Here is a 24,254-nt window from a genome sequence, read left to right as displayed (position 1 = left end):
CTATGCTTTCGTGCCCGCCAGAGTACGGCTGCCCCTTGCAAAAACACGGGATTGAGATGATATTCGCAATTCGCGAATAGCGAATATGGGGCAGGCATGGAACTAAAACCGCAAGATCTGCTTGTGCTGTTCAAGGTGGCGGCACACCCACGCCAGCGGTGGACGTATGCCGCGCTGGGCGAAGCCTTGTCGATGAGCGCGTCGGAAGCGCACGCCAGCGTGCGGCGGGCGGTGGTGGCGGGACTGGCGGTGGTTCGTGGGCGCGGCGACTGGTCTCCCGTGCGGCCGGCGCTGCTGGAGTTTGCGGTACACGGCGTGCGTTACGTCTGGCCGGCCGTCACTGGTGCGGTGAAACGAGGCGTGCCCACCGGCTTTGGCGCGGAGCCGCTGCTCGATCAGATTACCGCAGCGCCCGGCGAGGCGCCGGTCTGGGCGCACGCCGGCGGTAGCGTCAAGGGGCCGAGTCTTTCGCCGCTTTATCGCACGGTGCCGCAGGCGGCGCTGGCAGACCCGGCCCTGCATCGGCTGCTGGCCTTGCAGGACGCCTTGCGTGCAGGGCGCGCACGCGAGCGCACGCTCGCCGCCAGGCTGCTGCCGCTGGAGCTGGCTGCCGCTGATGCGCCGTGATGATCCCAACCTTGCGTACTTGCGCATCATTGCCGAAGCCCTCGGCGAGCTGCGCGAGCAGGTGGTCTTTATCGGCGGCGCCGTTGCCGGTTTGCTGGTGACCGATCCCCTGGCCGCTGGCGTGCGCGCCACCAAAGATGTGGACGCCGTGGTCGAAGCAGGGCGCGCGCAGTTCCATCAGGTGGAGCGACAGCTTGCCGCCCGCGGCTTCGTCAACGACGTGGAGAGCGGCGTGATCTGTCGCTGGGTGCATCGCGACTCGGGCGTGCTGTTCGATCTCATGCCGGTCGATGCCGCAGTGCTGGGTTTCTCCAACCGGTGGTATCGGTATCTGGTGGACACGGCGAGCCGGTTGGAACTTTCGACCGGAGTCTCGATCCGCGTGGCAACGGCGGTGGCCTTTATCGCCTCCAAGCTCGACGCGTTCGCCGATCGCGGTGGCGGCGACATGCTGGCCAGCCACGATCTGGAGGACGTGCTCAACATCGTCGACGGTCGTGAGACGCTGGCCGGCGAACTGGCCGACGCGCCGCCCGCGTTGCGGCAGGCGGTGGGTGAAGCGTTTGGCACCCTTCTGCACCATGCGGACTTCATCAATGCCCTGCCGGGCATGCTGGCCGAGCCAGAGCGCGCCGGCATTATCGAACAGCGATTGCGGAGCATGGCCCTGTGAATACGAATGACCGAACACGCGGCATGACCCGATACGGAATGTCTTCCGCATACGCCATGGAAAACCTATGAACCTGCATCGCGAACATCACTTCGAGCAGGCCATCTGCGATCACCTCGCTGCACACGGCTGGCTGTATGCCGACGGCGACGCGGCCAATTACCACCGCACGCACGCGCTGTATCTGCCCGACTTGCTGGCCTGGATCGAAACAACCCAGCCGGACAGCTGGCAACGGTTGACCAGGACCCATGGTGCGGCGATCGGCGAACGCATCGCCGAGCGGGTCCGAAAGAGCCTCAACGAGCGCGGCACGCTGGAGGTGCTGCGTCGTGGCGTGGAAATGCTGGGGCTGAAGAGCCGCTGTCGCTGGTGCAGTTCAAGCCGGCGCTGGCGATCAATCCAGTGATCCAGCAGCACTACGCGGCCAACCGGCTGCGCGTGGTGCGGCAGGTGCGGCATTCGCCGAATAACCCAAACGATGCGCTGGATCTGGTGCTGTTCGTCAACGGCATTGCCGTGGCCACGGCCGAGCTGAAATCAGACTTTACCCAGAGCGTGAACGACGCGGTGGATCAGTACCGTTTCGATCGCGATCCGCAGCCGAAGGGCGGCCTGGTCGGACCGCTGCTCGCGTTTCCCGGCGGCGCGCTGGTGCATTTTGCGGTGAGCCAGGCCGAAGTGATGATGACCACGCGGCTGGCGGGCACGGCCACGTACTTTCTGCCGTTCAATCGCGGCAACCACGGCGGTGCGGGCAATGTGCCGAACCCCGACGGCTTTGCGACCGCTTATCTGTGGGAAGAGGTCTGGGCGCGCGACAGCTGGCTGGAGATTCTAGGCCGGTATCTGATCGGCAAGCGCGATGACAAGAAGCAGCTGAAGAGCATGATCTTTCCGCGCTACCACCAGCTCGACGCCACGCGCCGGCTGGTGGCCGACGTGCTGGCCGAAGGCGCCGGGCAGCGCTATCTGATCCAGCACTCGGCCGGCTCGGGCAAGACCAACTCGATTGCCTGGACGGCCCATTTTCTCGCCGACCTGCACGATGCGCAGCATCGCAAGATGTTCGACAGCGTGCTGGTGGTGTCCGATCGCAACGTGCTGGATGCGCAGCTGCAGGAGGCGATCTTCGACTTCGAGCGCACTACCGGTGTGGTCGAGACGATCACCGGCGAGGGCGACAGCAAAAGCAAGCAGTTGGGACAGGCGCTGAAGAACGGTAAAAAGATCATCGTCTGCACGATCCAGACGTTTCCGTTTGCGCTGCAGGCCGTGCAGGAGCTGGCGGCTACCGAGGGCAAATGCTTTGCCGTGATTGCCGACGAGGCGCACAGCTCGCAGACCGGCGACGCCGCGGCCAAGCTCAAGCAGCTGTTGAGCGCCGAGGAACGGGCCGAGCTGGAAGACGGAGGTGGCTTCGACACCGAACTTGTGCTGACGGCAAACATGGGCGCCCGTGCTGGCGGCAACACGCGACTTACCTATGTGGCTTTCACCGCCACGCCCAAGCAGAAAACGCTGGAGCTGTTTGGACGTCCAGGTGCTGATGGACTGCCGCAACCGTTCCACGTGTATTCGATGCGGCAGGCGATCGAGGAGGGTTTCATTCTCGATGTGCTGAAAAACTACACGCCGTACCAGCTGGCGTTCAAGCTGGCGCACGACGGCAAGGAATACGACCAGACTCAGGTCGAGCGCAGCACCGCGACGAAGGGGATCATGCAGTGGGTGCGCCTGCACCCGTACAACATCGCGCAGAAAGTGCAGATCGTGGTGGAGCATTACCGCGAGAACGTGCAGCCTCTACTCGAAGGCAGAGCCAAGGCCATGGTGGTGGTCGGCAGTCGCAAGGAGGCCGTGCGCTGGCAAAAGGCGATTCGCGGCTACATCGCCCGGCAGAATTATTCCCTCGGCGTGCTGGTGGCGTTCTCCGGCGAAGTGGATGACCCGGAGAGCTTTCCCGCACCGGTGAGCGAAACCAGCGCGGATTTGAACCCCGGCCTCAAAGGTCGCGATATCCGCGATGCGTTTGCCCAGCCCGACTATCACCTGCTGCTGGTCGCCAACAAGTTCCAGACCGGATTCGATCAGCCGCTGCTGTGCGGGATGTATGTCGACAAGATCCTCGGCGGCATCCAGGCCGTGCAGACGCTGTCGCGTTTGAACCGTGCGCACCCGGGCAAAGACACGACCTATATCCTCGACTTCGTCAACGATGCCGCCGATGTTCTCAAGGCGTTCAAGACCTACTACGAAACGGCGGAGCTGGAGGCGACCACCGACCCGCACCTCGTGTTCGATTTGCGCGCCAAGCTCGACGCCAGCGGTCACTACGACGACTTCGAGGTCGAGCGGGTGGCAAAGGTGGAAACCGATCCGCGCGGCACGCAGGCGCAGCTGAGCAGCGCCATCGCACCGGTGGCCGATCGCCTGCTGAGGCGGTATCGAGCGGCCCAGTTGGAACGCGCTGCCGCACTGGACGGTGGTGACGATAAAGCCGCACAGGCGAGCAAGGACGTACTGGACGCGCTGGTCCTGTTCAAGAACGACATGGGCGCATACGTTCGGCTGTATGCGTTTCTGTCGCAGGTGTTCGATTACGGCAATACCGATATCGAAAAACGTTTCCTGTTCTACAAGCGGCTGATCCCTTTGCTGGAATTTGGGTGCGAGCGCGATACGGTCGATTTGTCCAGAGTGGTGTTGACCCATCACACGCTCCGTAGCGCGGGGCGGCAGCCGCTTAACCTCAGGGATGACGGTAAAGGCAGCTACAAACTGCCGCCAATGGATGCTGTTGGAACGGGCGCTTTACAAGACAAGCAGCAAGCCCTTTTGGTCGAGATTATCGAGAAGGTCAACGGGCTCTTCGAGGGACAGCTGACCGACGGTGACCAGTTGCACTACGTAAACGGTGCGATCAAGGGCAAGCTGCTGGAAAACGAAACCCTGATGCAGCAGGCCGGCAGCAACAGCAAGGAACAGTTCGCCAATTCCCCCGACCTGAAAGACGCGTTGATGCACGCGATCATGGATGCGCTGGACGCCCATTCGACCATGAGCAGCCAAGCGCTTGGATCAGAGCGAGTTCGTAACGGATTGAAAGACATCCTGCTTGGGCCGGCGCAGTTGTATGAAGCGCTGAGGGCGAAATCAAATGCGAGTCAGTCGGATCCTTCTCGCGGTTGATTTCGCCGCTGATTGTTCTCCCCGTGAAACGCGCGATATGCGGTGCCGAGTTCGTGCAGGCATATATCTCGTTCCGGTGCCGTTCTCGCAGTCAATGCTTCTGCCTAGGCACTTTATGGAATTGGCCATGCGCTGCCTGCTGTCTGTGAGCCGAATAGATGCCGTAATCCGCTCACGATATGAGCCGATTACCAAGCCGTAGCTTTGTCAGTTAGGCAGAGCGTCGCCACAGCACGTGACGAAACAGGTGGCTATCACGGCCGCCTATTTCGTCGCGTTGGTTGAAACCATCAATCGCGCGACTGCGCCACCACGCTGCCATCGGTCGGGTCGACCAGCAGGTGGATGTCGCTGCCCTGCGGGGATTTGGCGGAGACGCTCCACAGGCCGTCATCGAATTTGACGTCGGTGGGATTCTGATAGCCGGCTGTGGTGAGCTTGGCTTTGACTTCGTCGGCGTTGAGGGCGGAGGGCGCATCGGCGGGATAGACGCGGCCGGTGACTGGGCCGACGGCCAGTTTTGACCACTTTTTGTTGCCGCCGCGGGCCTTGGTGCGCCAGACGCCGTCCTTGAACGCCAGGCCTTCCACTTCTTTATAGCCGGCGTTGGCGATGGACGTTTCGATCGCGTCCTGGGTCAGCGCGCCGCTGGCTGGGGTTGCCCAGGTCACGGTGGTGGTCGTCATCTGGGTGGCGGCGGCCGGTGCCGGCGCGGTCGTCGTTGCGTTCTGCGCCATGGCGGCACTGCAAACCGACAATCCCAGCAAGAGGGGAAGCATGCGCTTGTTCATGGTGAAGTCCTTCTGTGTCGACGAAGTGAGGGAGGCCAGCTTGCGCAGGTGGCCTGCAAACCGGCGTGAACGGGGGAATGCTGTTTAGCCGCGACTCAGGCCGCCGCAGCCGGCGTGTCGCTCGGCGTGAGCGGTCTAGTGGCGGTGGGGCGTTACAATGGCGCCATGGATATCTTCAAGGTCTTTACCCTCGAGGCGGCGCACCGGCTGCCCAACGTGCCCCCGGGCCACAAGTGCGCGCGCCTGCACGGACACTCGTTCCGGGTGGAGATTCATCTTCAGGGCGAGTTAGGTGCCGAAACCGGTTGGGTCATGGATTTTTCCGACGTGAAGACGGCTTTTCAGCCACTTTACGACCAGCTGGATCACCATTACCTCAACGACATCGAGGGTCTGGAGAATCCGACCAGCGAGCGGCTGTCGATCTGGGTATGGGATCGCCTCAAGCCCGTGCTGCCCTTGCTTTCGGAGGTCGTGGTCCATGAGACATGCACCTCCGGCTGTCGGTACCGGGGCAAGTAGGTTCGGCGACGGTTACAGCGCAGTAGACGACATAACGTTGTCTAGCAACATGTTGCGTTGCCGCATGTATTTTTTTGCGAATCCCCTCGCTAACCGCCAGCAACTCGGTTGTCGCGCCATTGGGCCGGCTGGTATACTTTTCGGGATTAGCATTGTGGCCCGTAGCTATGACGGCGTCGCTTGGTGCAAACCGCGCGGGGACCGTACTTGATCAATAGTCTTGCCTCCGGCCGGCGTCTGGCATTGCGTATTGTGGTCTGGCAGATCGCTGCAGGGGTCTTGGCTGGAATTTTTTTCCTTATCCTTGGCTGGCGCGAAGCTCTTGCGGCCCTCCTCGGTGCGGGAATCGTCGCTGCTGGTACAGCGCTGCTCTCTCTGAGAGCTTTTGCGCTGCTGGGTGGCGGGGAGATGGTGTTGGCCAGGTTACTCGCGGGAGTCATCCTCAAGTGGATGACCATCGGGGGAGGTCTGATGCTGATCCTGGTGCAGTTCAAGTTGCCGCCTCTCGCAACAATCACGGGGCTCGTTGCTGCTTACGCAGTCAATTTGTTGGCGTTCAGATTCAAGGGTTAGTTATGGCAAGCGAGCCGCAGGGCGGTCTTACCGAATACATCACTCATCACCTGGAGCACATGGTGGTGATGACGCGTCCTGGCGCCGGCTCGTTCTGGCACGTTCGCGTGGACTCGATCGTGGTCTCCTTTGTGCTGGGTGTGATCTTTTGCCTGTGGTTCTGGCTGTTTGCGCGCAAGGCCAGCTCGGGCGTGCCCTCGAAGGGTCAGGCGCTGGTCGAAATCATCGTCGAGTTCGTGGACACCCAGGTCAAGGACACCTTCCATGGTGACCGCCGGACCATCACGCCGCTGGCACTGTCGATCTTCATGTGGGTGTTCCTGATGAACGCCATGGATCTGCTGCCCGTGGATCTGGTCGGCTGGCTGGTCACCACGTTCCGCGGCCACGAGGTCGCGCATCACACGTTTTTCCGCATGGTGCCGACGGCGGACGTCAATACGACGGTTGGGTTGTCGGTCGCGGTGTTCTTCATTGTTCTGGCGCACGCTTTCAGCGCGAAGGGCGGCCTTGGGTTCGGCAAAGAGCTGCTGACGGCTCCGTTTCAGGCCAACAGCATGGGCGCGAAGATCGCGCTTTCGCCGTTCAATCTGCTGCTCAATGTCGTCGAATATCTGTCGAAGCCGGTATCGCTGGCCATGCGACTGTTCGGCAACATGTACGGTGGCGAGCTGGTGTTCATGCTCATCGCCGGGTTGATGGTGAGCTGGGTCAGCTTTGTCCCGGGCGTGCTTTTCAATACGGCCTGGGCGATCTTCCACATCCTGATCATCGCGCTGCAGGCATTTATTTTCATGATGCTCACGATTGTCTATATCGCCATGGCACGTGAGCACCACTGAGTTTCACATCATTCTTTGTGGTCGCACAGTTCCACCCTGTTTTGTTTTGTCCAGTAAATTTGTCCATTTAGTTAGTACAGCCAACCTTTTATTGCCTCGTAGGAGAACACCATGGAATTCATCGCACACGTGCAGGCTCTGACGGCCATTGCCATCGGCATCATCATCGGCCTGGGCGCTCTCGGTGCTTGCCTCGGTATCGGCATCATGGGCTCGAAGTTTCTCGAGGCCGCTGCCCGTCAGCCGGAGCTGGTGCCGCTGCTGCAGGGCCGCATGTTCCTGCTCGCCGGTCTAATCGACGCGGCGTTCATCATCGGTCTGGCCATTGCGCTGCTGCTGGCATTCTCCAATCCGCTGCTGGCCGCTCTCAAAGTGGTCGCGGGCTGATCAAGGCTGCTCACGCCACCGCTGCCGACACGTTGGCAGCGGTGGCCGTACGGTTAATGTGTTTCAGGAGATAACGGAGAGATCATGGATATCAACATGACCTTCCTGGGCCAGATGCTATCGTTCGCGATACTGGTCTGGTTCACTACCAAGTTCATTTGGCCGCAGATCAGCAAAGCGATCGAAGACCGTCAGGTCAAGATTGCCGAGGGTCTGAATGCCGCCGAGCAGGCGCACGCTGAACTGCGCGCGGCTGATACCAAGGTGGCCGCCGAGATCAAGGTGGCTCGTCAGCAGGCTGGCGAGATCATCGACAAGGCTCAGCAGCAGGCCAATCAGATCATCGAGAAGGCTCGCGCCGAAGCGGTGGTCGAGATCAACCGGCTGAAGGCCTCGGCGCAGGAAGACATCGCCTCGATGGCGCAGCGCGCCCGTGACCAGCTGCGCGAGCAGGTGGGTGCGTTGGCCGTGCAGGGCGCCAGCAAGATCGTGCAGCGCGAAGTCGACGCGTCGACGCACAAGGCGTTGCTCGACCAGCTCGCGGCCGAGATCTGATCGATGGCTCAGGCAATCACTCTCGCCCGCCCGTATGCACGCGCCGCTTTCGAAGTGGCGCATGCCACCGGGTTGCTGGATAGCTGGTCGCAGTCGCTGGCGTTTGCCGCGGCGGTGTCGGCGGATGCGCGCGTGGTCGATCTCGACAACGATCCGCGGGTCAAGCCCGAGCAGATCGTGGCGCTGCATCTGCCCGAAGGCATGGCCAGCGACGCCCCGTTTGCGCAGTTTCTGGCCGAGTTGGTGGAAAATCGCCGGGTGACCCTGTTGCCGGAAGTGGCCGAGCTGTTCGAAGGCTATAAGCGCGAATCCGAGTCGCAGCTGCTGGTGAAAGTTACCAGCGCGCTCGCGCTCGATGCCGCGCAGTCCGATCAGCTGAAGGCGTCGCTGAAGCGTCGTTTCAAGCGCGAGATCGAGCTGGAGACCGAGGTCGATGCGTCGCTGCTGGCTGGCGTGGTGATCGATACGGGTAGCGAAGTGATCGACGGTTCGGCCCGCGGACGCCTTGAACGGATGGCGAGCGCGCTGACAGTCTAAAGTTTTACGCGAAGTCCGTTTCGCGAAGAGCAAAACCGGCCATCAACGGCTGAACTCCGAAAACAGTTTTACGCGAAGTGCTAACGCGAACAGTAAAAAACCCGGCCGTCCATGGCTGGACTCTTGAAAAAGAGACCTAAAAATTCAGGATCACGACCATGTCCAGCACCACCTTGAATCCGTCCGAAATCAGTGAGCTGATCAAGACCCGCATCGAGCAGTTCAAGCTCGGCGCCGAAGCACGCAACGAAGGCACGCTGATCAGCGTGTCCGACGGCATCGTGCGCATCCACGGCCTGGCCGACGTGATGCAGGGCGAAATGATCGAGCTGCCGGGTAACTCGTTTGCCCTGGCGCTCAACCTGGAGCGCGACTCGGTCGGCGCCGTGGTGCTGGGCGAGTACCAGCATCTGCGCGAAGGCGACACCGCCAAGACCACCGGCCGCATCCTGGAAGTGCCGGTGGGTCCGGAGCTGCTCGGTCGCGTCGTCGACGCGCTGGGCAATCCGATCGACGGCAAGGGTCCGCTCAACGCCAAGCTCAACGCCGCCATCGAAACCGTGGCGCCGGGCGTGATCTGGCGCAAGTCGGTCGACCAGCCGCTGCAGACCGGCTACAAGTCGGTCGACGCGATGATTCCGGTCGGCCGCGGCCAGCGCGAGCTGATCATCGGCGATCGCCAGACCGGCAAGACCGCGCTGGCCATCGACGCGATCATCGCGCAGAAGAATTCCGGCATTAAGTGCATCTACGTGGCCATCGGCCAGAAGCGCTCGTCGATCGCCAACGTGGTGCGCAAGCTCGAGGCCAACGGCGCTCTGGCGTACACCATCGTGGTGGTCGCGTCGGCCTCCGAGTCGGCCGCGTTGCAGTATGTGGCGCCGTATTCGGGTTGCGCAATGGGCGAATACTTCCGCGATCGCGGCGAAGACGCGCTGATCGTGTACGACGATTTGTCCAAGCAGGCCGTGGCCTACCGCCAGATCTCGCTGCTGCTGAAGCGTCCGCCGGGCCGTGAAGCCTATCCGGGCGACGTGTTCTATCTGCATTCCCGTCTGCTCGAGCGCGCAGCCCGCGTGTCCGAGGAGTACGTCGAGAAGTTCACCAATGGCGAAGTGAAGGGCAAGACCGGTTCGCTGACCGCGCTGCCGATCATCGAGACCCAGGGTGGCGACGTGTCGGCCTTCGTGCCGACCAACGTGATCTCGATTACCGACGGTCAGATCTTCCTGGAAACCGACCTGTTCAACGCCGGTATCCGTCCGGCCGTGAACGCCGGTATCTCGGTGTCCCGCGTCGGCGGTGCCGCGCAGACCAAGATCGTCAAGAAGCTCTCCGGCGGCGTGAAGCTGGCGCTGGCGCAGTACCGCGAGCTGGCCGCGTTTGCGCAGTTCGCCTCGGATCTGGACCCGGCCACGCGCGCGCAGCTGGACCGCGGCCAGCGCGTGACCGAGCTGATGAAGCAGGGCCAGTATTCGCCGCTGTCGATCGCCGAACTGGCGCTGTCGGTGTATGCGGCCGAGAAGGGCTACCTCGATGACCTCGCGGTCAACCAGGTGCTGCCGTTCGAGAAGGGCCTGCATGCCTTCATGCACCAGAACCACGAAGAGCTGATGACCAAGATCGTGGCCACCGGCGACTGGAATAACGACATCGAAGCCACCTTCAAGGCCTCGCTGGACGAGTACAAGAAGACCGGTAGCTGGTGAGTAAAAGCGGGAACAGGGAACAGGGAATGGGGAAGTGGCGTTTGACGCAGTACCCCATTCCAGAGGGAGCTTCAGTTCCCCACTCCCCGTTCCCTGTTCCCCCAAAGCGAGCATAGCGAGCGAGACAGATGGCAAGCGGACGCGAAATCAAAACCAAGATCAAGAGCACGCAGAACATGCGCAAGGTCACGCGCGCGCTCGAAATGGTCTCGGCGGCGAAGATCCGCCGCGCGCAGGACATGATGCGCGCCTCGCGCCCGTATGCCCGTGCCATGCGCAAGGTGATCGCGCACGTGGCCCAGGCCAGCACCGATTTCAGCCATCCGTTCCTGACCCAGCGCGATAACGTGGCGCGCGTCGGCTACATCGTGGTGTCGACCGATCGCGGCCTGTGCGGCGGCCTCAACTCCAACCTGTTCCGCCGGCTGCTGCCCTCGATCGCCGAATGGCAGAAGCAGGGCGTCGAGGTGGACGTGGTCGCGATCGGCCAGAAGGCCATCTCGTTTTTCCGTCGCATCAAGGGTGTCAACCTGATCGGCAGCGTGAGCCATCTCGGCGAGAAGCCCAAGCTCGAGCAGCTGGTCGGCGTGATCAAGGTGATGATGGACGTCTATACGTCCAACGGCCTGGATCGCGTGTTCCTGGCCTATAACGACTTCGTCAACACCATGACGCAGAAGCCGACCATCGACGCACTGCTGCCCCTGCCGGCGGTCGCGGCGGAGATGGAAAAAGCCGACGGCGCGAAGCTCGAACAGAAGAACGACTGGGATTACATCTACGAGCCCGACGCGCAGAGCGTACTGGAGCACGTGCTCGCCCGCTATGTCGAGTCGCTGGTGTACCAGGCGACGCTGGAGAACCTGGCCAGCGAGCACGCCGCACGCATGGTCGCCATGAAGGCGGCATCGGACAACGCCAGCAAGGTGATCGGCGATTTGACGCTGGTTTACAACAAGGCGCGCCAGGCGGCGATTACCCAGGAAATTTCGGAAATCGTGGGCGGCGCGTCGGCGGTTTAGTTATAGCGATCATCCGTGATCACAGTGGTAATAAAAGCGATCATCCGCGATTGCAGTACAAGATCAAAAGGCGGCCATCCGTGGCCGCAATGGTAAGGAAAAGCGATCATCCGTGATCGCAGAACAAGATCAAAAAGCAGCCATCCGTGGCCGCACTCGAAATAGAAACAAGAGCGACATTTAGTTGGCGCTTTCTAAAACTTCAAATTACATCCGGAGCATTTCATGAGCCAGGGCAAAGTAGTTCAGATCATCGGCGCCGTCGTCGACGTGGAGTTCGCGCGTCATGAAGTGCCGCAGGTGTATGACGCACTGAAAATCGACGGCACGGCGATCACGCTGGAAGTGCAGCAGCAGCTGGGTGACGGCATCGTGCGCTGCATCGCGCTGGGCTCGACCGATGGCCTGCGCCGCAACCTCGTTGCGCGCAACACCGGCGAAGGCATCAAGGTGCCGGTCGGCAAGGCCACGCTCGGCCGCATCATGGACGTGCTGGGCAATCCCATCGACGAAGCCGGTCCGATCGGCGAGCAGGATCAGTGGGTGATCCATCGCGAGGCGCCGAGCTACGACGAGCAGGCAGCCGGCAACGACCTGCTGGAAACCGGCATCAAGGTGATCGACCTGATCTGCCCGTTTGCCAAGGGCGGCAAGGTCGGCCTGTTCGGCGGCGCCGGCGTGGGCAAGACGGTCAACATGATGGAGCTGATCAACAACATCGCCAAGGCGCACGAAGGCCTGTCGGTGTTTGCCGGCGTCGGTGAGCGTACCCGCGAGGGCAACGACTTCTACCACGAGATGAAAGACTCCAACGTTCTCGACAAGGTCGCGATGGTCTACGGCCAGATGAACGAGCCGCCGGGCAATCGCCTGCGCGTGGCGCTGACCGGCCTGACCATGGCCGAGTACTTCCGCGACGAGAAGGACGCCAGCGGCAAGGGCCGCGACGTGCTGTTCTTCGTCGACAACATCTATCGCTACACGCTGGCCGGTACCGAAGTGTCCGCACTGCTTGGCCGTATGCCGTCCGCCGTGGGCTACCAGCCGACGCTGGCCGAGGAAATGGGCGTGCTGCAGGAGCGCATCACCTCGACCAAGACCGGCTCGATCACCTCGATTCAGGCCGTGTACGTGCCCGCAGATGACTACACCGATCCGTCGCCGGCCACCACCTTCGTGCATCTGGACTCCACCGTCGCGCTGTCGCGCGAAATCGCCAGCCTGGGTATCTACCCGGCCGTCGATCCGCTGGCCTCGACCAGCCGCCAGCTCGATCCGCTGGTGATCGGCGTGGAGCACTACGAAGTCGCGCGCAAGGTGCAGGGCACGCTGCAGCGCTACAAGGAGTTGAAGGACATCATCGCGATTCTCGGCATGGACGAGCTGAGCGAAGAAGACAAGCAGTCGGTGACGCGCGCGCGCAAGATCGAGCGCTTCTTCTCGCAGCCGTTCCACGTGGCCGAAGTGTTCACCGGCTCGCCGGGCAAGTACGTGCCGCTGAAGGAAACCATCCGCGGCTTCAAGATGATCGTCGACGGCGATGTGGATCACCTGCCCGAGCAGGCGTTCTACATGGTCGGCGGCATCGACGAGGCGATCAAGAAAGCCGAAGACATGGGCGCCAAGAAGGCGGCCTGAGTCTTTAAAAGCGGGAACAGGTAACAGGAAACCACCCGAGGTGGCCCGGCAGGGAACAAATGCGAAGCCGCGCGCTGCACGCTTTTGATTTTACCGTTCCCTGTTCCCCGATCCCCGTTCCCGTCGAGCAAAGCGAGACCAACCACCATGACCAACACCATTCGCGTCGACATCGTCAGTGCCGAAGCCGAGATTTTTTCCGGCGACGCGACGATGGTCATTGCCACCGGCGAGCTCGGTGAGCTGGGCATTACGCCCCGCCACGCGCCGCTGATCACCCGCCTCAAGCCCGGCCACGTCGATGTGCTGTTGGACGGTGGCGAGCGTCAGCAGTTCTACGTGTCCGGCGGCATTCTGGAAGTGCAGCCGCAGGTGATCACCGTACTGGCCGATACCGCCGCCCGCGCCTCCGATCTGGACGAGGCCGCGGCACAGCGCGCCAAGAAGGAAGCCGAGGACGCCCTGGCCCACCGCACCGAGGCGCTGGATATCGCCGAGGCGCAGGCCAAACTGGCCGAGGCGATGGCCCAGCTGCAGGCGCTGGAGCGCCTGCGCAAGAACCTCAAGCATTGAGCTTTTTGCGCGCTCCCTGAGCGCAAAACGAGATCAAGAGGCAGCCATGCCTTGCCGCACTTTAAACCTTGAGCTTGTGCGCCCGTCCCTGAGCGCATAACAAGATCAAAAGGCGGCCGTCCATGGCCGCACTATCAATAAAAGCGCTGCCATCTGGATAGGATGGCGCTTCACTGACGCCGGCCTTGCGCCGGCGTTTTGCCATCCGCGCGTCGCTTTGTCGCCGGGTTTTGCCGGCACGCAGACACGGGCGCGACTAGAATGCCCCGACCGCACAGGGAAACGATCGCCATGAAGTTTCGCTACCGCCGACATCTGGGCGTGCTGATCATCGTCATCGTGGTGCTGCTGATCGTCCGGGCCGCCATGCCGTATGCGGTGCGCCACTACCTCAACAGCCGCATGGACAAGATGGGCGACTACCATGGCCAGATCGCCGATATCGATCTGCACCTGTGGCGTGGCGCGTACACCATCAACCAGCTGAGCATCGTCAAGGTCAGCGGCAAACTGCCGGCGCCCCTGCTGGAAACCCCTCGCACCGACATTTCATTGAGCTGGGTGGCGCTCACGCACGGCGTCTTTCGCGGCAAGGTGACCTTCACCCAGCCGACGATCAATTTCATCGAAGGCAGCAACCAGGGCGGCAGCCAGACCGGCAAGGGCGTGAACTGGCGCGACCAGCTCAAGCTGCTGGCGCCGATGCGGCTGGACGAGATCAACGTCATCAATGGCACCGTGACGTTCCAGAGTTTTGTCTCCAATCCGCGCGTCGATCTGAAGATGACCGACGTCAACGGCACCGTGAGCAACCTCACCAATATCCAGGGCCGCAACGGCAACCGCGTGGCCGAACTGCGCGCTACCGCCAAGATCTTGGGCGATGCGCCATTCGAAACCCAGGCAACCTTTGATCCTATCAACCAGCTCGGTGACTTCTTCTACGAGCTACGCGCCAGAGATATTCAGCTGGTGAAGGTCAACGACTTGGCGCGAGCGTATGCGGGCCTCGATTTCGCCGGTGGCACCGGCGATTTCACGATGGAGCTGCAGGCCAAGAACGGGCAACTGGACGGCTACGCCAAACCACTGTTCCGCAATCTGCAAATCTTCAGCTGGAAGAAAGACGTCGAGCAGGAAAAGAAGAGTCCGCTGAAAGTCGCCTACGAGGCGGTCGCGCAGGGCGTGGTCTCAGTATTCAAGAATCAAGAGAAGGATCAGTTCGGCACACGCGTCCCAATCTCTGGGCACATTGGCGACAAGGTGGCCGATCCCGCGCAGGCGATCCTCGGCATTCTGCACAACGCATTTGTGCAGGCTTATTCGCCCAAGCTGGAAAAACTGAAGCCCGCGCCGAAAAAATGATCGGTCGTCGGTAGAGCATTTTTTCTTGAAGGCGTTCGACCGGATCTCTTGGAGATAAGCGCGCAGCGCGCGCGATCACTTGTATCCTGCGGGGCTTGAGCCTCTGTTTCGATCACGTTGGTGCTGTCATGCCTGATTCCTCGCTGCACGTCATCATTCTTGCTGCCGGCGAAGGCAAGCGGATGAAGTCCCGCCACGCCAAGGTGCTGATGCCGCTGGCCGGCCGTCCGCTGCTGGCCCATGTGCTGAGCACCGCGCGTGCGCTACAGCCGGCGGCGATCCACGTTGTTTACGGCCACGCCGGTGATGAAGTGCGCGCGGCCTTTGCCGGCCAGTCCGATCTGCGCTGGGTGCTGCAGGCCGAACGGCTGGGCACGGGCCACGCCGTCGAGCAGGCGCTGGCGACCATCGCCGACGGCGCGCAGGTGCTGGTTCTTTATGGCGACGTGCCGCTGATCCGTGCCGACACGTTGCGGCCGTTGGTGCAGGCCGGCGGCGCGCTGCGCCTGCTCACTACGCGCCTCGATAACCCGCACGGCTACGGCCGCGTGCTTTGCGATGCGGCCGGGCAGATCGCCGAAGTCGTCGAAGAGAAGGACGCCACCGCGGAACAGCGCGCCGTCACGCTGGTCAACACCGGTATTCTCGCCGCCGACGCGGCCGCGCTGCGCGGCTGGATCGCGCGGCTGGATCGCAACAACGCGCAGGGCGAGTACTACCTCACCGATATTTTTGCCATGGCGGCGCGGGAACATCGCGCCGCGCTGAGCGTGGAATGCGCCGATCCGGTGGAGGCGGCCGGTGCCAACGACCCGTGGCAGCTGACCGAGCTGGAGGCGCATTTCCGCGGTCGCGCCGCGCGTTCGCTGGCGCTCGACGGCGTGCGCCTGGCCGACCCGACGCGCATCGATGTGCGCGGCACGATCCGCACGGGGCACGATGTCGAACTCGATATCGACGTCATCCTCGAAGGCGACGTGGTACTTGGCGACGACGTGCGCGTCGGCGCCTTCACCCGGCTCAAGAACGTGCAACTCGCGGCCGGTACCGTCGTGCATGCGCACTGCGATATCGAAGGTGTGATCACCCACGGCCCCTGCGTCATCGGCCCGTTCGCGCGCCTGCGTCCCGGCACCGAACTGGCCAGCGGCGTGCACGTGGGCAATTTCGTCGAGGTCAAAAAAACCACCATCGGCGAAAACAGCAAGGCCAACCACCTCAGCTACCTCGGCGACAGCGAGATCGGCCGCGGCGTCAACATCGGCGCCGGCACCATCACCTGCAACTACGACGGCATCAACAAGTCGATCACTCGCATCGAGGACGGCGCCTTCATCGGCTCCAACAGCGCACTCGTCGCGCCGGTGACTGTGGGCGCCCAGGCCACCATCGGTGCCGGTTCCGTCATTACCCGCGATGCGCCCGAAGGCGAACTCACACTGACCCGCGCGAAGCAGGCCACGCTGCGCGGATGGACGCGGCCGGTCAAAAAATCCGGGAACGGGGAAAGGGACGCGCGCAGCGCGAACGCCGCAGGCGGCCCGAAGGGCGAGCGGCAAAGCCGCGAGTAAACAGGGAACGGGTAGGAGCAAAACCCGAAGAGCGATTAGCCCGCGGCGATTACGCCATGCCGAGTTTTGCTTTTATGTTTTTCCGTTCCCCGTTCCCCGTTCCCCGTTCCCCGCCCTCACGCATACCGCCACCCATCAATCTCCACTAGCAGCTCGCGGCGGCAGATGTCGCCGTGCAGCAGCAGCACCGGGACGCCGGGCAGGCGACGCCGGAAGAAGTCGCGCACGCGCGGCGCGTCGACGGCATGGCGCACGTACGCTTTGAGCGGTGAATGCGTGTCGAAGCCGGCGGGCATGTCGGCGCTGGCGAGCAGGGTTTCGAGATTGATCAGGGTTTCATCGAGCTGGGCATCCAGATCGTCGTTATGCGCCGACGCGTGACCGACTACGGCGGCGGTGCCGGAGATCGCGAGCACGTCGTTGCCGGGGAGGCTCATTGCGCGGGCAAAGCTCGGCGGCGTGCGGCCGTACTGGCGCGGATAGCGCCAGGCGCTGACCTGACGCGGATTTTCCACGCGCTGGCCGGGCTGATCGCAGGCCAGCAGGTAAATCTGCAGCCGGTACGCCTGGCCGTGATGACCGATGGCGCTGGCCGCGGGAAAGCCGTCGGCGAAGAAGCTGCCCATGCCGGCGGCGCGACCGTCGCAGAACTGCTTGTAACGCTCGGCATCGCCCGCGCCTTCGTTGATGGCGCCGAGGTAATTCCATAGGCGCAGCACGTGTCGCTCCGGGCGCTGTTCGAGAAAGTGACGCAGCTGAGCGTAGGCCGTGTTGGCGGCGCCTTCGGGGCCATCGTGCTCACGTTCGTCCAGTTCGATCGCCGCGAAAAGCCAGCCGCCGCCGGCCGACCAGCGCAGGGCGCCAACCGTGCCTTGGGTCACTGGAGCAACGACCTGCCAGATCTCCAGCGGCGCCGGCGCGTCGAAGCTTTCCAGCGCGACTTGCAGCGCGCGCGGGTCACCCGTTTTTTGGCTGCCGGCGCCGAAGCCGAGCAGGGCCAGCGTACCGGCTTCCTTCAACGCGGCAGCGGCATCGCCGACCCGGTAGGACACGCGCGGGGCGCGGCGCAAAAGGGCATCAAACTGCGGGTTTTCACTTCCCTGAACCATGCGTCGTAACCAAGAACGTTAAGGTCGCCATGTTACACTCCGTGGCCGTCGCCACCGGGTGTAGGCGAGGCATTATCCCAGTCGGAATCGAGCATGGCAGAGCAGACAGCGTCGGAACACGAATTGGCCACGTTGATCGTGGACTGCCTGAATCTCGATACCGTAACGCCCGACCAGATCGATCCCGACGCGCCGCTGTTTGGTGGCGACCTTGGGCTGGACTCGATCGACGCGCTGGAGATCGCCCTGGCCGTGTCCAAGCGCTACGGTTTTCAGCTGCGCTCGGACAACCCGGACAACCGGCAGATCTTCACCAGCCTGCGCACGCTGTCGGCGCACGTCGAGCAGCATCGCCTCGCTGCTTAATTCGCGCGTGGCAGACCTGCCCGTGTGTTCTGTCATCACGGTATCCGGCATGACGCTACCGCCTCTTTCAGCTGAGCCGCCGCGGCGCGCCGTCGACACGCGCCGCTACGTGCTGCCGCTGCTGCTGGCGTATCCGGTGCTGGCGATCGCCGGTGACGTGACGCATCGACAAATCTTTCCGCTGATCGCGCTGCTGCTGCTGGCCACGGCGCTGATGCTGCCGCGCCTGCTGACGCTGCGCATCGGCGCATGGCTGCTTTGGGTGGCGATTCTGGCAGCGCTGGTGCTGTCGTCGGTGTTCGGCTTCGCCGATCTTTTGCTGGAAAGCGTGCCGATTCTGATCAGCGCGCTGCTGGCGTTCGGCTTTGGCCGCACGCTGAAAACATCCGAACCGCTGGTAGCCCGATTTATCGTTGCGCTGGAAGGTCCCGAGCGCCTGGCGCAGCCGGGTGTGGCGCGCTACGCGCGTGACATCACCTGGAGCTGGACGCTGCTGCTGGCCGCGCAGGCGCTACTGCTGGCCGTGCTGCTGCTGTGCGCCGAGCACGCGGGCGTGCTGGCGCGTCTGGGATTGACCTCACCGCTGCCGGTATCGGATCGCTGGGCCGCGATGTGGCTGCATGTCGGTGGTTATCTGGTGCTGGCCGTGGCCTTTGCGCTGGAATACGGCTATCGCCGCTGGCGCTTGCGCCATCTCAGGCATCAGGCTCTTCACGACATGCTGCTCAAGCTCATGCTGCAGTGGCCGCAGCTGATGCATGGCAAAGGGGCGTCGCCGCGATGAGTGCCGATGTGATCAAGACGGACGCACACGCCACGGCGGCAATCCATGAAACGTTTGAGCACGCGTTCTGCATCGGCGCTGATCACCCATCGTTGCCCGGTCACTTTCCCGGCCATCCGCTGGTGCCGGGTGTGATCCTGCTGGAGCAGGTTGCGATGGCGCTGCGGGCATGGCGTGGCCAGCGCCTGGGCCGCGTCGTGGAGGCGAAATTCGTCGCGCCGCTGCTGCCGGCTGAAGCGGCCGTGGTGCGCCTGACGCCGGCCGCTGCCGAACGCCTTCGCTTCGAGATTTTTCGCGGCGACACGCTGCTGGCGCGCGGCACGATCGAGGCGGCGGCATGACCACCACCGAGCACTGGCAGGATCGGCCCGAAGGCGGCGGTTTCTTCGCGATGTGGATCATCCGCAGCATCGCGCTGCACGGCGGCCGCGGACTGGCGCGCGCGTGCCTGTATCCGATCACGCTGTATTTCTACCTGCGCCGCAAACCCGAGCGCCTCGCCTCGCGGCAATACCTGCAGCGCGTGTTTGGCCGGCCGGCGACGGTGCGCGAAGTGTTCCACCACATGCATACCTACGCGGCGACCAGCCTGGACCGGATCTTTCTGCTCGCACGCGGCGAGTCGCTGTTCGAGGTCGAGACCGAAGGGCTGGAGTTGCTCGATGCCTGCATCGATCGCGGCCAGGGCTTGCTGCTGTTCGGCTCGCACCAGGGCAGTTTCGAAGCGCTGCGCGCGGTGGGCGCGCGGCGGCCGGACATGTCGATCCGCGTCGTGCTGGACAAGCAGAAAACCCCGGCGATGACGCGCCTGCTTGAAGACCTCGCGCCCGACATCGGTGCCAACGTGATCGATGCCTCGAAGGATGGCACCAGCATCGCGCTGGCGATGGCCGAGGCCTGCCAGAGCGGCGCGATGGTGGCGATGCTTGCCGATCGCGGCCGCGGTCACGAGGCGCTGCGCGACGCGGAATTTCTCGGCTCGCCGGCGCCGTTTCCGATCAGCCCGTGGCTGCTGGCGCATACGCTGCAGGTGCCGGTGATACTGTGCTTCGGCTTGTACCTGGGCGGCAACCGCTACCGCGTGGTGTTCGAGGCGATGGCCGACCGGGTGGAGATTCCGCGCAAGGCGCGCGGCCCGGCCCTGGACGCACTGATCACCCGCTATGCCCAACGCCTGGAACACTACGTCCATGTCGCTCCCTACAACTGGTTCAACTTCTATGATTTCTGGCAGCAAGATGTTCGCGCTACTGCTGTGCATGACGTTGCTGCCATGGACGAGCGCGGAAGCGAGCGCGTCGAGATCTGAAACGACCGCAGCCGCGGCATCCTCATCGGCCACATCGCAAACCTTGATCGCGGCCCTGGGCCAGCCCGCGCCAGCACGCACGCCGTTTGCCGAAGCACGCTTTTTGAAGGTGCTGGACAAGCCGCTGGTCGTCTCCGGCGAGCTGGCGTGGCTCGGCGGCGATCAGCTGCAGCGCCGCGTCGATCATCCGAATCAGGAAACGGCCAGCATTGCCAACGGCGAAGTGACGCTGCAGCGCCCCGGCAAAAGCGCGCGCACGTTTTCGCTGTCGCATGCGCCGCAGCTGCAGGTGCTGCTGGACAGTTTCGTGGCCTTGCTCAGCGGTGACGGCGGCCGCTTGCAGCAGGCGTTCACCATCAGCCAGACCGGGCAGGCCAGCGGTGCGTGGACGCTGACGCTGACCCCGCGCGATGCGAAAGTCGCCAAGACCGTCGCGAGCATCGTGATCGCCGGCGAGGGCAAGCAGCCGCGCTGCATGCAGATGCAGGAAGCCGATGGCGATCTGGCCATCGACCTGCTCGGGCCGCTGGCCGACCAGATGCCGACGCAGCCGACGCGTGCCTCGCTGCAGGCGCTGTGCCAGGGCGCGCACTGAGCATGAGCCAGCGCGGGCGTGTCACGCTGCTGGTCCTTTGGCTGCTGGTGCTGGCCGGGCTGGGCTGGATGGTCAGCCAGCGGCTGAAGGTCAGCACCGACCTGCGCAGCTTCATGCCGGCACCGACCACGGCGGATCAGCGCCTGCTGATGGCGCAGGTCGGCGACGGCGCCGGCTCGCGCCTGCTGCTGCTGGCCATATCGGGCCAGCCCGACGCGAAGCTCGCCGCGCTCAGCCAGGGCCTGGTCGCGGCGCTGAAAAAAGATCCGCGCTACAGCCAGGTGCTCAACGGCGGCTTCGATCTCGGCGCACTCGACCCCAAGCTTTTGCCGTATCGCTACCTGCTGTCGCCGACGCTGGATACCCAGCCGCTCGACGAGGCCTATCTTGCCGACCAGCTGCAGCAGCGGCTGGACGATCTGTCCTCGCCCGGCGCCAGCCTGCTCAAGGACCTGCTGCCGCGCGACCCCACGCTGGAAGTGCTGAAGCTGGCCGAACGCTGGACGCCGCCGCGATCCCCCGAGCTGCGCGAGGGCGTATGGTTTTCGCCGCAGCACGAGGCGCTGCTGGTGGTACAGACCGCCGCCGCCGGTTTCGATCCCGACGCGCAGGCCAAGGCCATTGGCGGCATCGAGCAGGCGTTTCATGCCTTGCCCGGCAGCGCCGGCGCGCATCTGGACCCCAGCGGGCCGGGCTACTTCAGCATGGTGATCGGCGCGCAGACGCAGCATCAGGCCGAGTGGATCGGGCGTATTTCCACCGTGGGTTTTATCGCGCTGTTGCTGCTGGCCTATCGCAGCGTGAGCTCGCTGCTGCTGGGCGCGTTGCCGATCGCCAGCGCGGCCCTGGCCGGCATCGCGGCGCTGACGCTGGCGTTTCCCGAGGTGCACGGCATCACGCTCGCGTTCGGCTTCACCCTGCTCGGTGTGGCGCAGGAATACCCGATACGCGTGCTCAGCCACCGCCGCGCGGGCGAGGACGCCGTGCAAAGCGTGCGGGCGTTGTGGCCGCTGCTGCTCACCGCTATCGCGTCGGCCTGCATCGCCTACCTGGCGTTTTATGCGTCGGGCGTGAGCGGCCTCAAGCAGCTGGCGGTGTTCACCATCGTCGGCTTGCTGGTCGCCGGCTTCAGCACGCGTTATCTGCTGCCGCATCTGCTGCCGCGCAAGGTGCGCGACGTGGCCGATCTGCCCTGGCTGGTTCGGGCGCGTGATCTGGTCGATCGCCTGCCGCGGCCGCGGTGGATTCCGCTGGTCGTGGCGCTGGCGATCGTGCTGATGCTGGCGTTCGCGCCCGGACCGTTCTGGCAGAACAACCTGGCGGCACTGACCCCGCTGCCGCAGGACATGCTGCTGCACGACGCGCGCCTGCGCGAGGCGCTGGGCGCGCCGGACGTGCGCTACCTGCTTGTCCTGCAGGCGCCAACCGAGCAGGGCGTGCTGGCGTTGTCCGAGGCGCTGCAGCCGAAGGTCGATGCGCTGGTGGCGGCGCACGCGGTCGACGGGCTGGAGCTGCCGTCGCGCTATCTGCCCAGCGTCGCCTTGCAGCAATCGCGTCAGCAAAAGTTGCCGGATGCCGAGGCCCTGAAAAAGTCGCTGGGCGATGCCCTGCAGGGCCTGCCGTTCCAGCCGAATCTGTTCCAGCCGTTTCTCGACGACGTGGCTACCGCGCGCCGGCTGCCGCCGCTGACTCCGGCCTTGTATGCTGCCTCGCCGCTGGGACAGCGTCTGGCCTCGATGCTGACCCAGCGCGACGGCCACTGGCTCGGCCTCGGCTCGATCAGCGGCCTGCACGATGTCGCGGCGGTGCAGGCGCTGGGTGACAACAGCGATGGCACAGTGCGCCTGCTCGATCTGAAAGCGGCGTCCGAATCGCTGGTGGTCGACTACCGCACGCGCATCCTGCAGGCGCTGCTGGCGGCGACCGTGCTGCTGATTGCCACGATCAGTTTTGCGCTGCGCAGCCTGCGTCGCGCCTGGCACGTGCTGGCGCCGATGACGCTGGCTACCTTTCTGGTGCTGGCGGTGGAGCGCGTGGCGGGCATCGAGATTTCGCTATTCCATCTGGTCGCGCTGATCCTGGCCGGCGGCCTGGGCCTGCACTACGCGCTGTTTTTTGAGCGCGATACTGGCGACCCGGCCGAACAGCGGCGCACCCTGCATGCGACCCTGGTCTGCGTGCTGTCCGCGCTGCTGGTGTTCGGCATGCTGGCCTGGGCGACCATTCCGGTGCTGCGCGCGATCGGGCTGACGGTGAGCCTGGGCGTGGCGTTCCACTTCTGCCTTTCCATCCTGATGGCGCCGCATGCTTCCGAAGACTGACTGGGCGGCACTGATTCCGCACGCCGGCACGATGTGCCTGCTCGACGCCGTGGTGGCGTGGGACGCGCACACCATCCACGCCGTCACCGAGGGCCACGCGCGCGCGGACAATCCGCTGCGCGGTACCCAGGGGCTGCACGCGGTGCATCTGGCCGAATACGGCGCGCAGGCGATGGCCGTGCACGGCGCCCTGCTGGCGCGCGCCGCGGGCGCGAAAACGGCCAAGCCCGGCCGGCTGGTCAGTCTGCGCGATGTGCAGCTGCTGGCCGACTATGTCGACACCTGCGATGGCCGTCTGGACGTCCATGCGCAATGCCTGCAGGCCGGTGAAGCCAGCGCGCAATATCTGTTTCGCATCGAGCATCGCGGCCAGCTGCTGGCCAGCGGCCGTGCGGCCGTCATTCACCCCGACCCCTGAGATCTATGCCATGACCGCCATTCCTTCCTTGCGTCGCGCTTTGGTCACCGGTGGCAGTGGCGAACTGGGTAGCGCGATCTGCCATGCGCTGGCCGTTGGCGGCTATCACGTGATCGTGCACGGCAATCAAAGCCTGCATCGCGCCGACGACGTCGCCGCGGCCATTCGAGAGCAGGGCGGCAGCGCGGAGTCCTGCGCCTTCGACGTCACCGACGCTGGCGTGACGCGCGCCGCGATGGACGCGCTGCTGGCCGAAGGCACCATCCATGCCGTGGTCAACAACGCCGGCATCCACGACGACGCGCCGATGGCCGGCATGTCCGACGAGCAGTGGCATCGGGTGATCGACGTGTCGCTGCACGGATTTTTCCACGTCACCCAGCCGCTGCTGCTGCCGATGGCGCGCGCGCGCTTTGGTCGCATCGTGTCGGTCAGTTCGGTCGCCGCGCAGGTCGGCAACCGCGGCCAGACCAATTACGCGGCGGCCAAGGCCGCGCTGCACGGCGCGACCAAGTCGCTGGCGCGCGAGATGGCCTCGCGCGGCATCACCGCCAACGTGGTGGCGCCGGGCATCATCGAGGGCCGCATGATCGGCGACGACTTTCCGCCCGAGCGCATCCGCGAGATGGTCCCCGCGCAGCGCGCCGGCAAGCCGGCCGAAGTCGCGGCGCTGGTAGCGTTTCTATGCAGCGACGCGGCGGCTTACATCAATGCGCAGGTCATCGGCATCAACGGCGGCATGGCCTGAGAGCGTGAACAGGGTCTGAGAAAACCC

Annotated in this window: 25 protein-coding genes and 1 pseudogene; 24 read left to right on the top strand and 2 right to left on the bottom strand. The window is 64.0% G+C overall.

The window, feature by feature from the left end; translation table 11 throughout:
- Nucleotides 1–96 precede the first annotated feature (96 nt).
- The 4 genes from ACDK93_RS18735 (at nt 97) to ACDK93_RS18720 (ending at nt 4,492) form a co-directional block, all read left to right on the top strand.
- Nucleotides 97–627 (top strand): MarR family transcriptional regulator, encoded by a 531-nt coding sequence (locus ACDK93_RS18735; protein ID WP_458070528.1) that lies wholly within the window; start codon nt 97–99, stop codon nt 625–627.
- Nucleotides 617–1,300, top strand: a complete 684-nt coding sequence (locus ACDK93_RS18730; protein ID WP_458070527.1) for a hypothetical protein — start codon at nt 617–619, stop codon at nt 1,298–1,300. The genes ACDK93_RS18735 and ACDK93_RS18730 overlap by 11 nt, the downstream gene beginning before the upstream one ends.
- A gap of 67 nt (nt 1,301–1,367) precedes the next feature.
- Nucleotides 1,368–1,709, top strand: coding sequence for a hypothetical protein (locus tag ACDK93_RS18725; protein WP_458070526.1), 342 nt, complete (start codon nt 1,368–1,370; stop codon nt 1,707–1,709).
- Complete coding sequence (locus tag ACDK93_RS18720; protein WP_458070525.1) at nt 1,673–4,492, top strand: type I restriction endonuclease subunit R; 2,820 nt, start codon at nt 1,673–1,675, stop codon at nt 4,490–4,492. Before ACDK93_RS18725 ends, ACDK93_RS18720 begins: the two co-directional genes overlap by 37 nt.
- A gap of 290 nt (nt 4,493–4,782) precedes the next feature.
- On the opposite strand, the gene ACDK93_RS18715 is transcribed toward ACDK93_RS18720, so the two are convergent.
- Entirely contained in the window at nt 4,783–5,283 is a 501-nt protein-coding gene (locus tag ACDK93_RS18715) for a PepSY domain-containing protein (RefSeq protein WP_458070524.1), read from the bottom strand.
- 165 nt (nt 5,284–5,448) lie between these two features.
- On the opposite strand from ACDK93_RS18715, the gene queD reads away from it, so the two are divergent.
- From queD to glmU, 12 genes and pseudogenes are all read left to right on the top strand, one after another.
- Nucleotides 5,449–5,805 carry a 6-carboxytetrahydropterin synthase QueD gene (gene queD, locus ACDK93_RS18710; RefSeq protein WP_458070523.1) on the top strand — a complete coding sequence of 119 codons (357 nt, stop codon included), beginning with the start codon at nt 5,449–5,451 and terminating at the stop codon, nt 5,803–5,805.
- A 207-nt stretch (nt 5,806–6,012) separates the two neighbouring features.
- Nucleotides 6,013–6,378 (top strand): hypothetical protein, encoded by a 366-nt coding sequence (locus tag ACDK93_RS18705; RefSeq protein ID WP_458070522.1) that lies wholly within the window; start codon nt 6,013–6,015, stop codon nt 6,376–6,378.
- A gap of 2 nt (nt 6,379–6,380) precedes the next feature.
- Nucleotides 6,381–7,220, top strand: a complete 840-nt coding sequence (atpB, locus tag ACDK93_RS18700) for a F0F1 ATP synthase subunit A (RefSeq protein WP_458070521.1) — start codon at nt 6,381–6,383, stop codon at nt 7,218–7,220.
- A 111-nt stretch (nt 7,221–7,331) separates the two neighbouring features.
- Nucleotides 7,332–7,607: a F0F1 ATP synthase subunit C gene (atpE, locus tag ACDK93_RS18695; RefSeq protein WP_458070520.1), complete on the top strand. Its 276-nt coding sequence runs from the start codon at nt 7,332–7,334 to the stop codon at nt 7,605–7,607.
- 84 nt (nt 7,608–7,691) lie between these two features.
- Nucleotides 7,692–8,162, top strand: a complete 471-nt coding sequence (locus tag ACDK93_RS18690; RefSeq protein WP_458070519.1) for a F0F1 ATP synthase subunit B — start codon at nt 7,692–7,694, stop codon at nt 8,160–8,162.
- Nucleotides 8,163–8,165: 3 nt separating this feature from the next.
- Nucleotides 8,166–8,699, top strand: coding sequence for a F0F1 ATP synthase subunit delta (locus ACDK93_RS18685; protein WP_458070518.1), 534 nt, complete (start codon nt 8,166–8,168; stop codon nt 8,697–8,699).
- 158 nt (nt 8,700–8,857) lie between these two features.
- A complete protein-coding gene (atpA, locus tag ACDK93_RS18680; protein ID WP_458070517.1) occupies nt 8,858–10,408 on the top strand; it encodes a F0F1 ATP synthase subunit alpha in 1,551 nt (516 codons plus the stop codon).
- Nucleotides 10,409–10,536: 128 nt separating this feature from the next.
- Nucleotides 10,537–11,430, top strand: a complete 894-nt coding sequence (atpG, locus tag ACDK93_RS18675; protein ID WP_458070516.1) for a F0F1 ATP synthase subunit gamma — start codon at nt 10,537–10,539, stop codon at nt 11,428–11,430.
- Between the two features lie 225 nt (nt 11,431–11,655).
- Complete coding sequence (atpD, locus tag ACDK93_RS18670; protein ID WP_179480955.1) at nt 11,656–13,068, top strand: F0F1 ATP synthase subunit beta; 1,413 nt, start codon at nt 11,656–11,658, stop codon at nt 13,066–13,068.
- 147 nt (nt 13,069–13,215) lie between these two features.
- Nucleotides 13,216–13,641: a F0F1 ATP synthase subunit epsilon gene (locus tag ACDK93_RS18665; protein ID WP_458070515.1), complete on the top strand. Its 426-nt coding sequence runs from the start codon at nt 13,216–13,218 to the stop codon at nt 13,639–13,641.
- Nucleotides 13,642–13,932: 291 nt separating this feature from the next.
- Complete coding sequence (locus ACDK93_RS18660; RefSeq protein WP_458070514.1) at nt 13,933–15,006, top strand: hypothetical protein; 1,074 nt, start codon at nt 13,933–13,935, stop codon at nt 15,004–15,006.
- A gap of 128 nt (nt 15,007–15,134) precedes the next feature.
- Nucleotides 15,135–16,499 (top strand): annotated as a pseudogene (gene glmU, locus ACDK93_RS18655) (bifunctional UDP-N-acetylglucosamine diphosphorylase/glucosamine-1-phosphate N-acetyltransferase GlmU); the annotation flags it as partial.
- Between the two features lie 194 nt (nt 16,500–16,693).
- Here the strand turns inward: glmU and ACDK93_RS18650 are convergent.
- On the bottom strand, nt 16,694–17,686 hold the full coding sequence (locus ACDK93_RS18650; RefSeq protein ID WP_458070513.1) for a chorismate transformation enzyme, FkbO/Hyg5 family: 993 nt from the start codon (nt 17,684–17,686) through the stop codon (nt 16,694–16,696).
- Between the two features lie 93 nt (nt 17,687–17,779).
- On the opposite strand from ACDK93_RS18650, the gene ACDK93_RS18645 reads away from it, so the two are divergent.
- The 8 genes from ACDK93_RS18645 to fabG are packed head-to-tail and all read left to right on the top strand — an operon-like array spanning nt 17,780 to nt 24,227.
- Nucleotides 17,780–18,052: a phosphopantetheine-binding protein gene (locus ACDK93_RS18645; RefSeq protein WP_458070512.1), complete on the top strand. Its 273-nt coding sequence runs from the start codon at nt 17,780–17,782 to the stop codon at nt 18,050–18,052.
- A gap of 49 nt (nt 18,053–18,101) precedes the next feature.
- Nucleotides 18,102–18,836 carry a xanthomonadin biosynthesis protein gene (locus ACDK93_RS18640; protein WP_458070511.1) on the top strand — a complete coding sequence of 245 codons (735 nt, stop codon included), beginning with the start codon at nt 18,102–18,104 and terminating at the stop codon, nt 18,834–18,836.
- A complete protein-coding gene (locus ACDK93_RS18635) occupies nt 18,833–19,177 on the top strand; it encodes a hydroxymyristoyl-ACP dehydratase (protein WP_458070510.1) in 345 nt (114 codons plus the stop codon). Before ACDK93_RS18640 ends, ACDK93_RS18635 begins: the two co-directional genes overlap by 4 nt.
- Nucleotides 19,174–20,145: an LpxL/LpxP family acyltransferase gene (locus ACDK93_RS18630; RefSeq protein ID WP_458070509.1), complete on the top strand. Its 972-nt coding sequence runs from the start codon at nt 19,174–19,176 to the stop codon at nt 20,143–20,145. Before ACDK93_RS18635 ends, ACDK93_RS18630 begins: the two co-directional genes overlap by 4 nt.
- 43 nt (nt 20,146–20,188) lie before the next feature.
- Nucleotides 20,189–20,740, top strand: coding sequence for a LolA-related protein (locus ACDK93_RS18625; RefSeq protein WP_458070508.1), 552 nt, complete (start codon nt 20,189–20,191; stop codon nt 20,738–20,740).
- A 2-nt stretch (nt 20,741–20,742) separates the two neighbouring features.
- Nucleotides 20,743–23,061 carry an MMPL family transporter gene (locus ACDK93_RS18620; RefSeq protein WP_458070507.1) on the top strand — a complete coding sequence of 773 codons (2,319 nt, stop codon included), beginning with the start codon at nt 20,743–20,745 and terminating at the stop codon, nt 23,059–23,061.
- Nucleotides 23,045–23,479: a phosphotransferase gene (locus ACDK93_RS18615; protein WP_458070506.1), complete on the top strand. Its 435-nt coding sequence runs from the start codon at nt 23,045–23,047 to the stop codon at nt 23,477–23,479. Before ACDK93_RS18620 ends, ACDK93_RS18615 begins: the two co-directional genes overlap by 17 nt.
- A 10-nt stretch (nt 23,480–23,489) precedes the next feature.
- Nucleotides 23,490–24,227 (top strand): 3-oxoacyl-ACP reductase FabG, encoded by a 738-nt coding sequence (gene fabG, locus ACDK93_RS18610; protein WP_458070505.1) that lies wholly within the window; start codon nt 23,490–23,492, stop codon nt 24,225–24,227.
- Nucleotides 24,228–24,254 lie beyond the last annotated feature (27 nt).

It is taken from the genome of Rhodanobacter sp. BL-MT-08 (assembly GCF_054161255.1).
This window is presented reverse-complemented; position numbering and strand designations above follow the sequence as displayed.

Coding starts and splice junctions, on each gene's coding strand:
- ACDK93_RS18735 (WP_458070528.1), top strand. CDS start 97: ATGGAACTAAAACCGCAAGATCTGCTTGTGCTGTTCAAGGTGGCGGCA.
- ACDK93_RS18730 (WP_458070527.1), top strand. CDS start 617: ATGCGCCGTGATGATCCCAACCTTGCGTACTTGCGCATCATTGCCGAA.
- ACDK93_RS18725 (WP_458070526.1), top strand. CDS start 1,368: ATGAACCTGCATCGCGAACATCACTTCGAGCAGGCCATCTGCGATCAC.
- ACDK93_RS18715 (WP_458070524.1), bottom strand. CDS start 5,283: ATGAACAAGCGCATGCTTCCCCTCTTGCTGGGATTGTCGGTTTGCAGT.
- queD (WP_458070523.1), top strand. CDS start 5,449: ATGGATATCTTCAAGGTCTTTACCCTCGAGGCGGCGCACCGGCTGCCC.
- atpB (WP_458070521.1), top strand. CDS start 6,381: ATGGCAAGCGAGCCGCAGGGCGGTCTTACCGAATACATCACTCATCAC.
- atpE (WP_458070520.1), top strand. CDS start 7,332: ATGGAATTCATCGCACACGTGCAGGCTCTGACGGCCATTGCCATCGGC.
- ACDK93_RS18690 (WP_458070519.1), top strand. CDS start 7,692: ATGGATATCAACATGACCTTCCTGGGCCAGATGCTATCGTTCGCGATA.
- ACDK93_RS18685 (WP_458070518.1), top strand. CDS start 8,166: ATGGCTCAGGCAATCACTCTCGCCCGCCCGTATGCACGCGCCGCTTTC.
- atpA (WP_458070517.1), top strand. CDS start 8,858: ATGTCCAGCACCACCTTGAATCCGTCCGAAATCAGTGAGCTGATCAAG.
- atpG (WP_458070516.1), top strand. CDS start 10,537: ATGGCAAGCGGACGCGAAATCAAAACCAAGATCAAGAGCACGCAGAAC.
- atpD (WP_179480955.1), top strand. CDS start 11,656: ATGAGCCAGGGCAAAGTAGTTCAGATCATCGGCGCCGTCGTCGACGTG.
- ACDK93_RS18665 (WP_458070515.1), top strand. CDS start 13,216: ATGACCAACACCATTCGCGTCGACATCGTCAGTGCCGAAGCCGAGATT.
- ACDK93_RS18660 (WP_458070514.1), top strand. CDS start 13,933: ATGAAGTTTCGCTACCGCCGACATCTGGGCGTGCTGATCATCGTCATC.
- ACDK93_RS18650 (WP_458070513.1), bottom strand. CDS start 17,686: ATGGTTCAGGGAAGTGAAAACCCGCAGTTTGATGCCCTTTTGCGCCGC.
- ACDK93_RS18645 (WP_458070512.1), top strand. CDS start 17,780: ATGGCAGAGCAGACAGCGTCGGAACACGAATTGGCCACGTTGATCGTG.
- ACDK93_RS18640 (WP_458070511.1), top strand. CDS start 18,102: ATGACGCTACCGCCTCTTTCAGCTGAGCCGCCGCGGCGCGCCGTCGAC.
- ACDK93_RS18635 (WP_458070510.1), top strand. CDS start 18,833: ATGAGTGCCGATGTGATCAAGACGGACGCACACGCCACGGCGGCAATC.
- ACDK93_RS18630 (WP_458070509.1), top strand. CDS start 19,174: ATGACCACCACCGAGCACTGGCAGGATCGGCCCGAAGGCGGCGGTTTC.
- ACDK93_RS18620 (WP_458070507.1), top strand. CDS start 20,743: ATGAGCCAGCGCGGGCGTGTCACGCTGCTGGTCCTTTGGCTGCTGGTG.
- ACDK93_RS18615 (WP_458070506.1), top strand. CDS start 23,045: ATGCTTCCGAAGACTGACTGGGCGGCACTGATTCCGCACGCCGGCACG.
- fabG (WP_458070505.1), top strand. CDS start 23,490: ATGACCGCCATTCCTTCCTTGCGTCGCGCTTTGGTCACCGGTGGCAGT.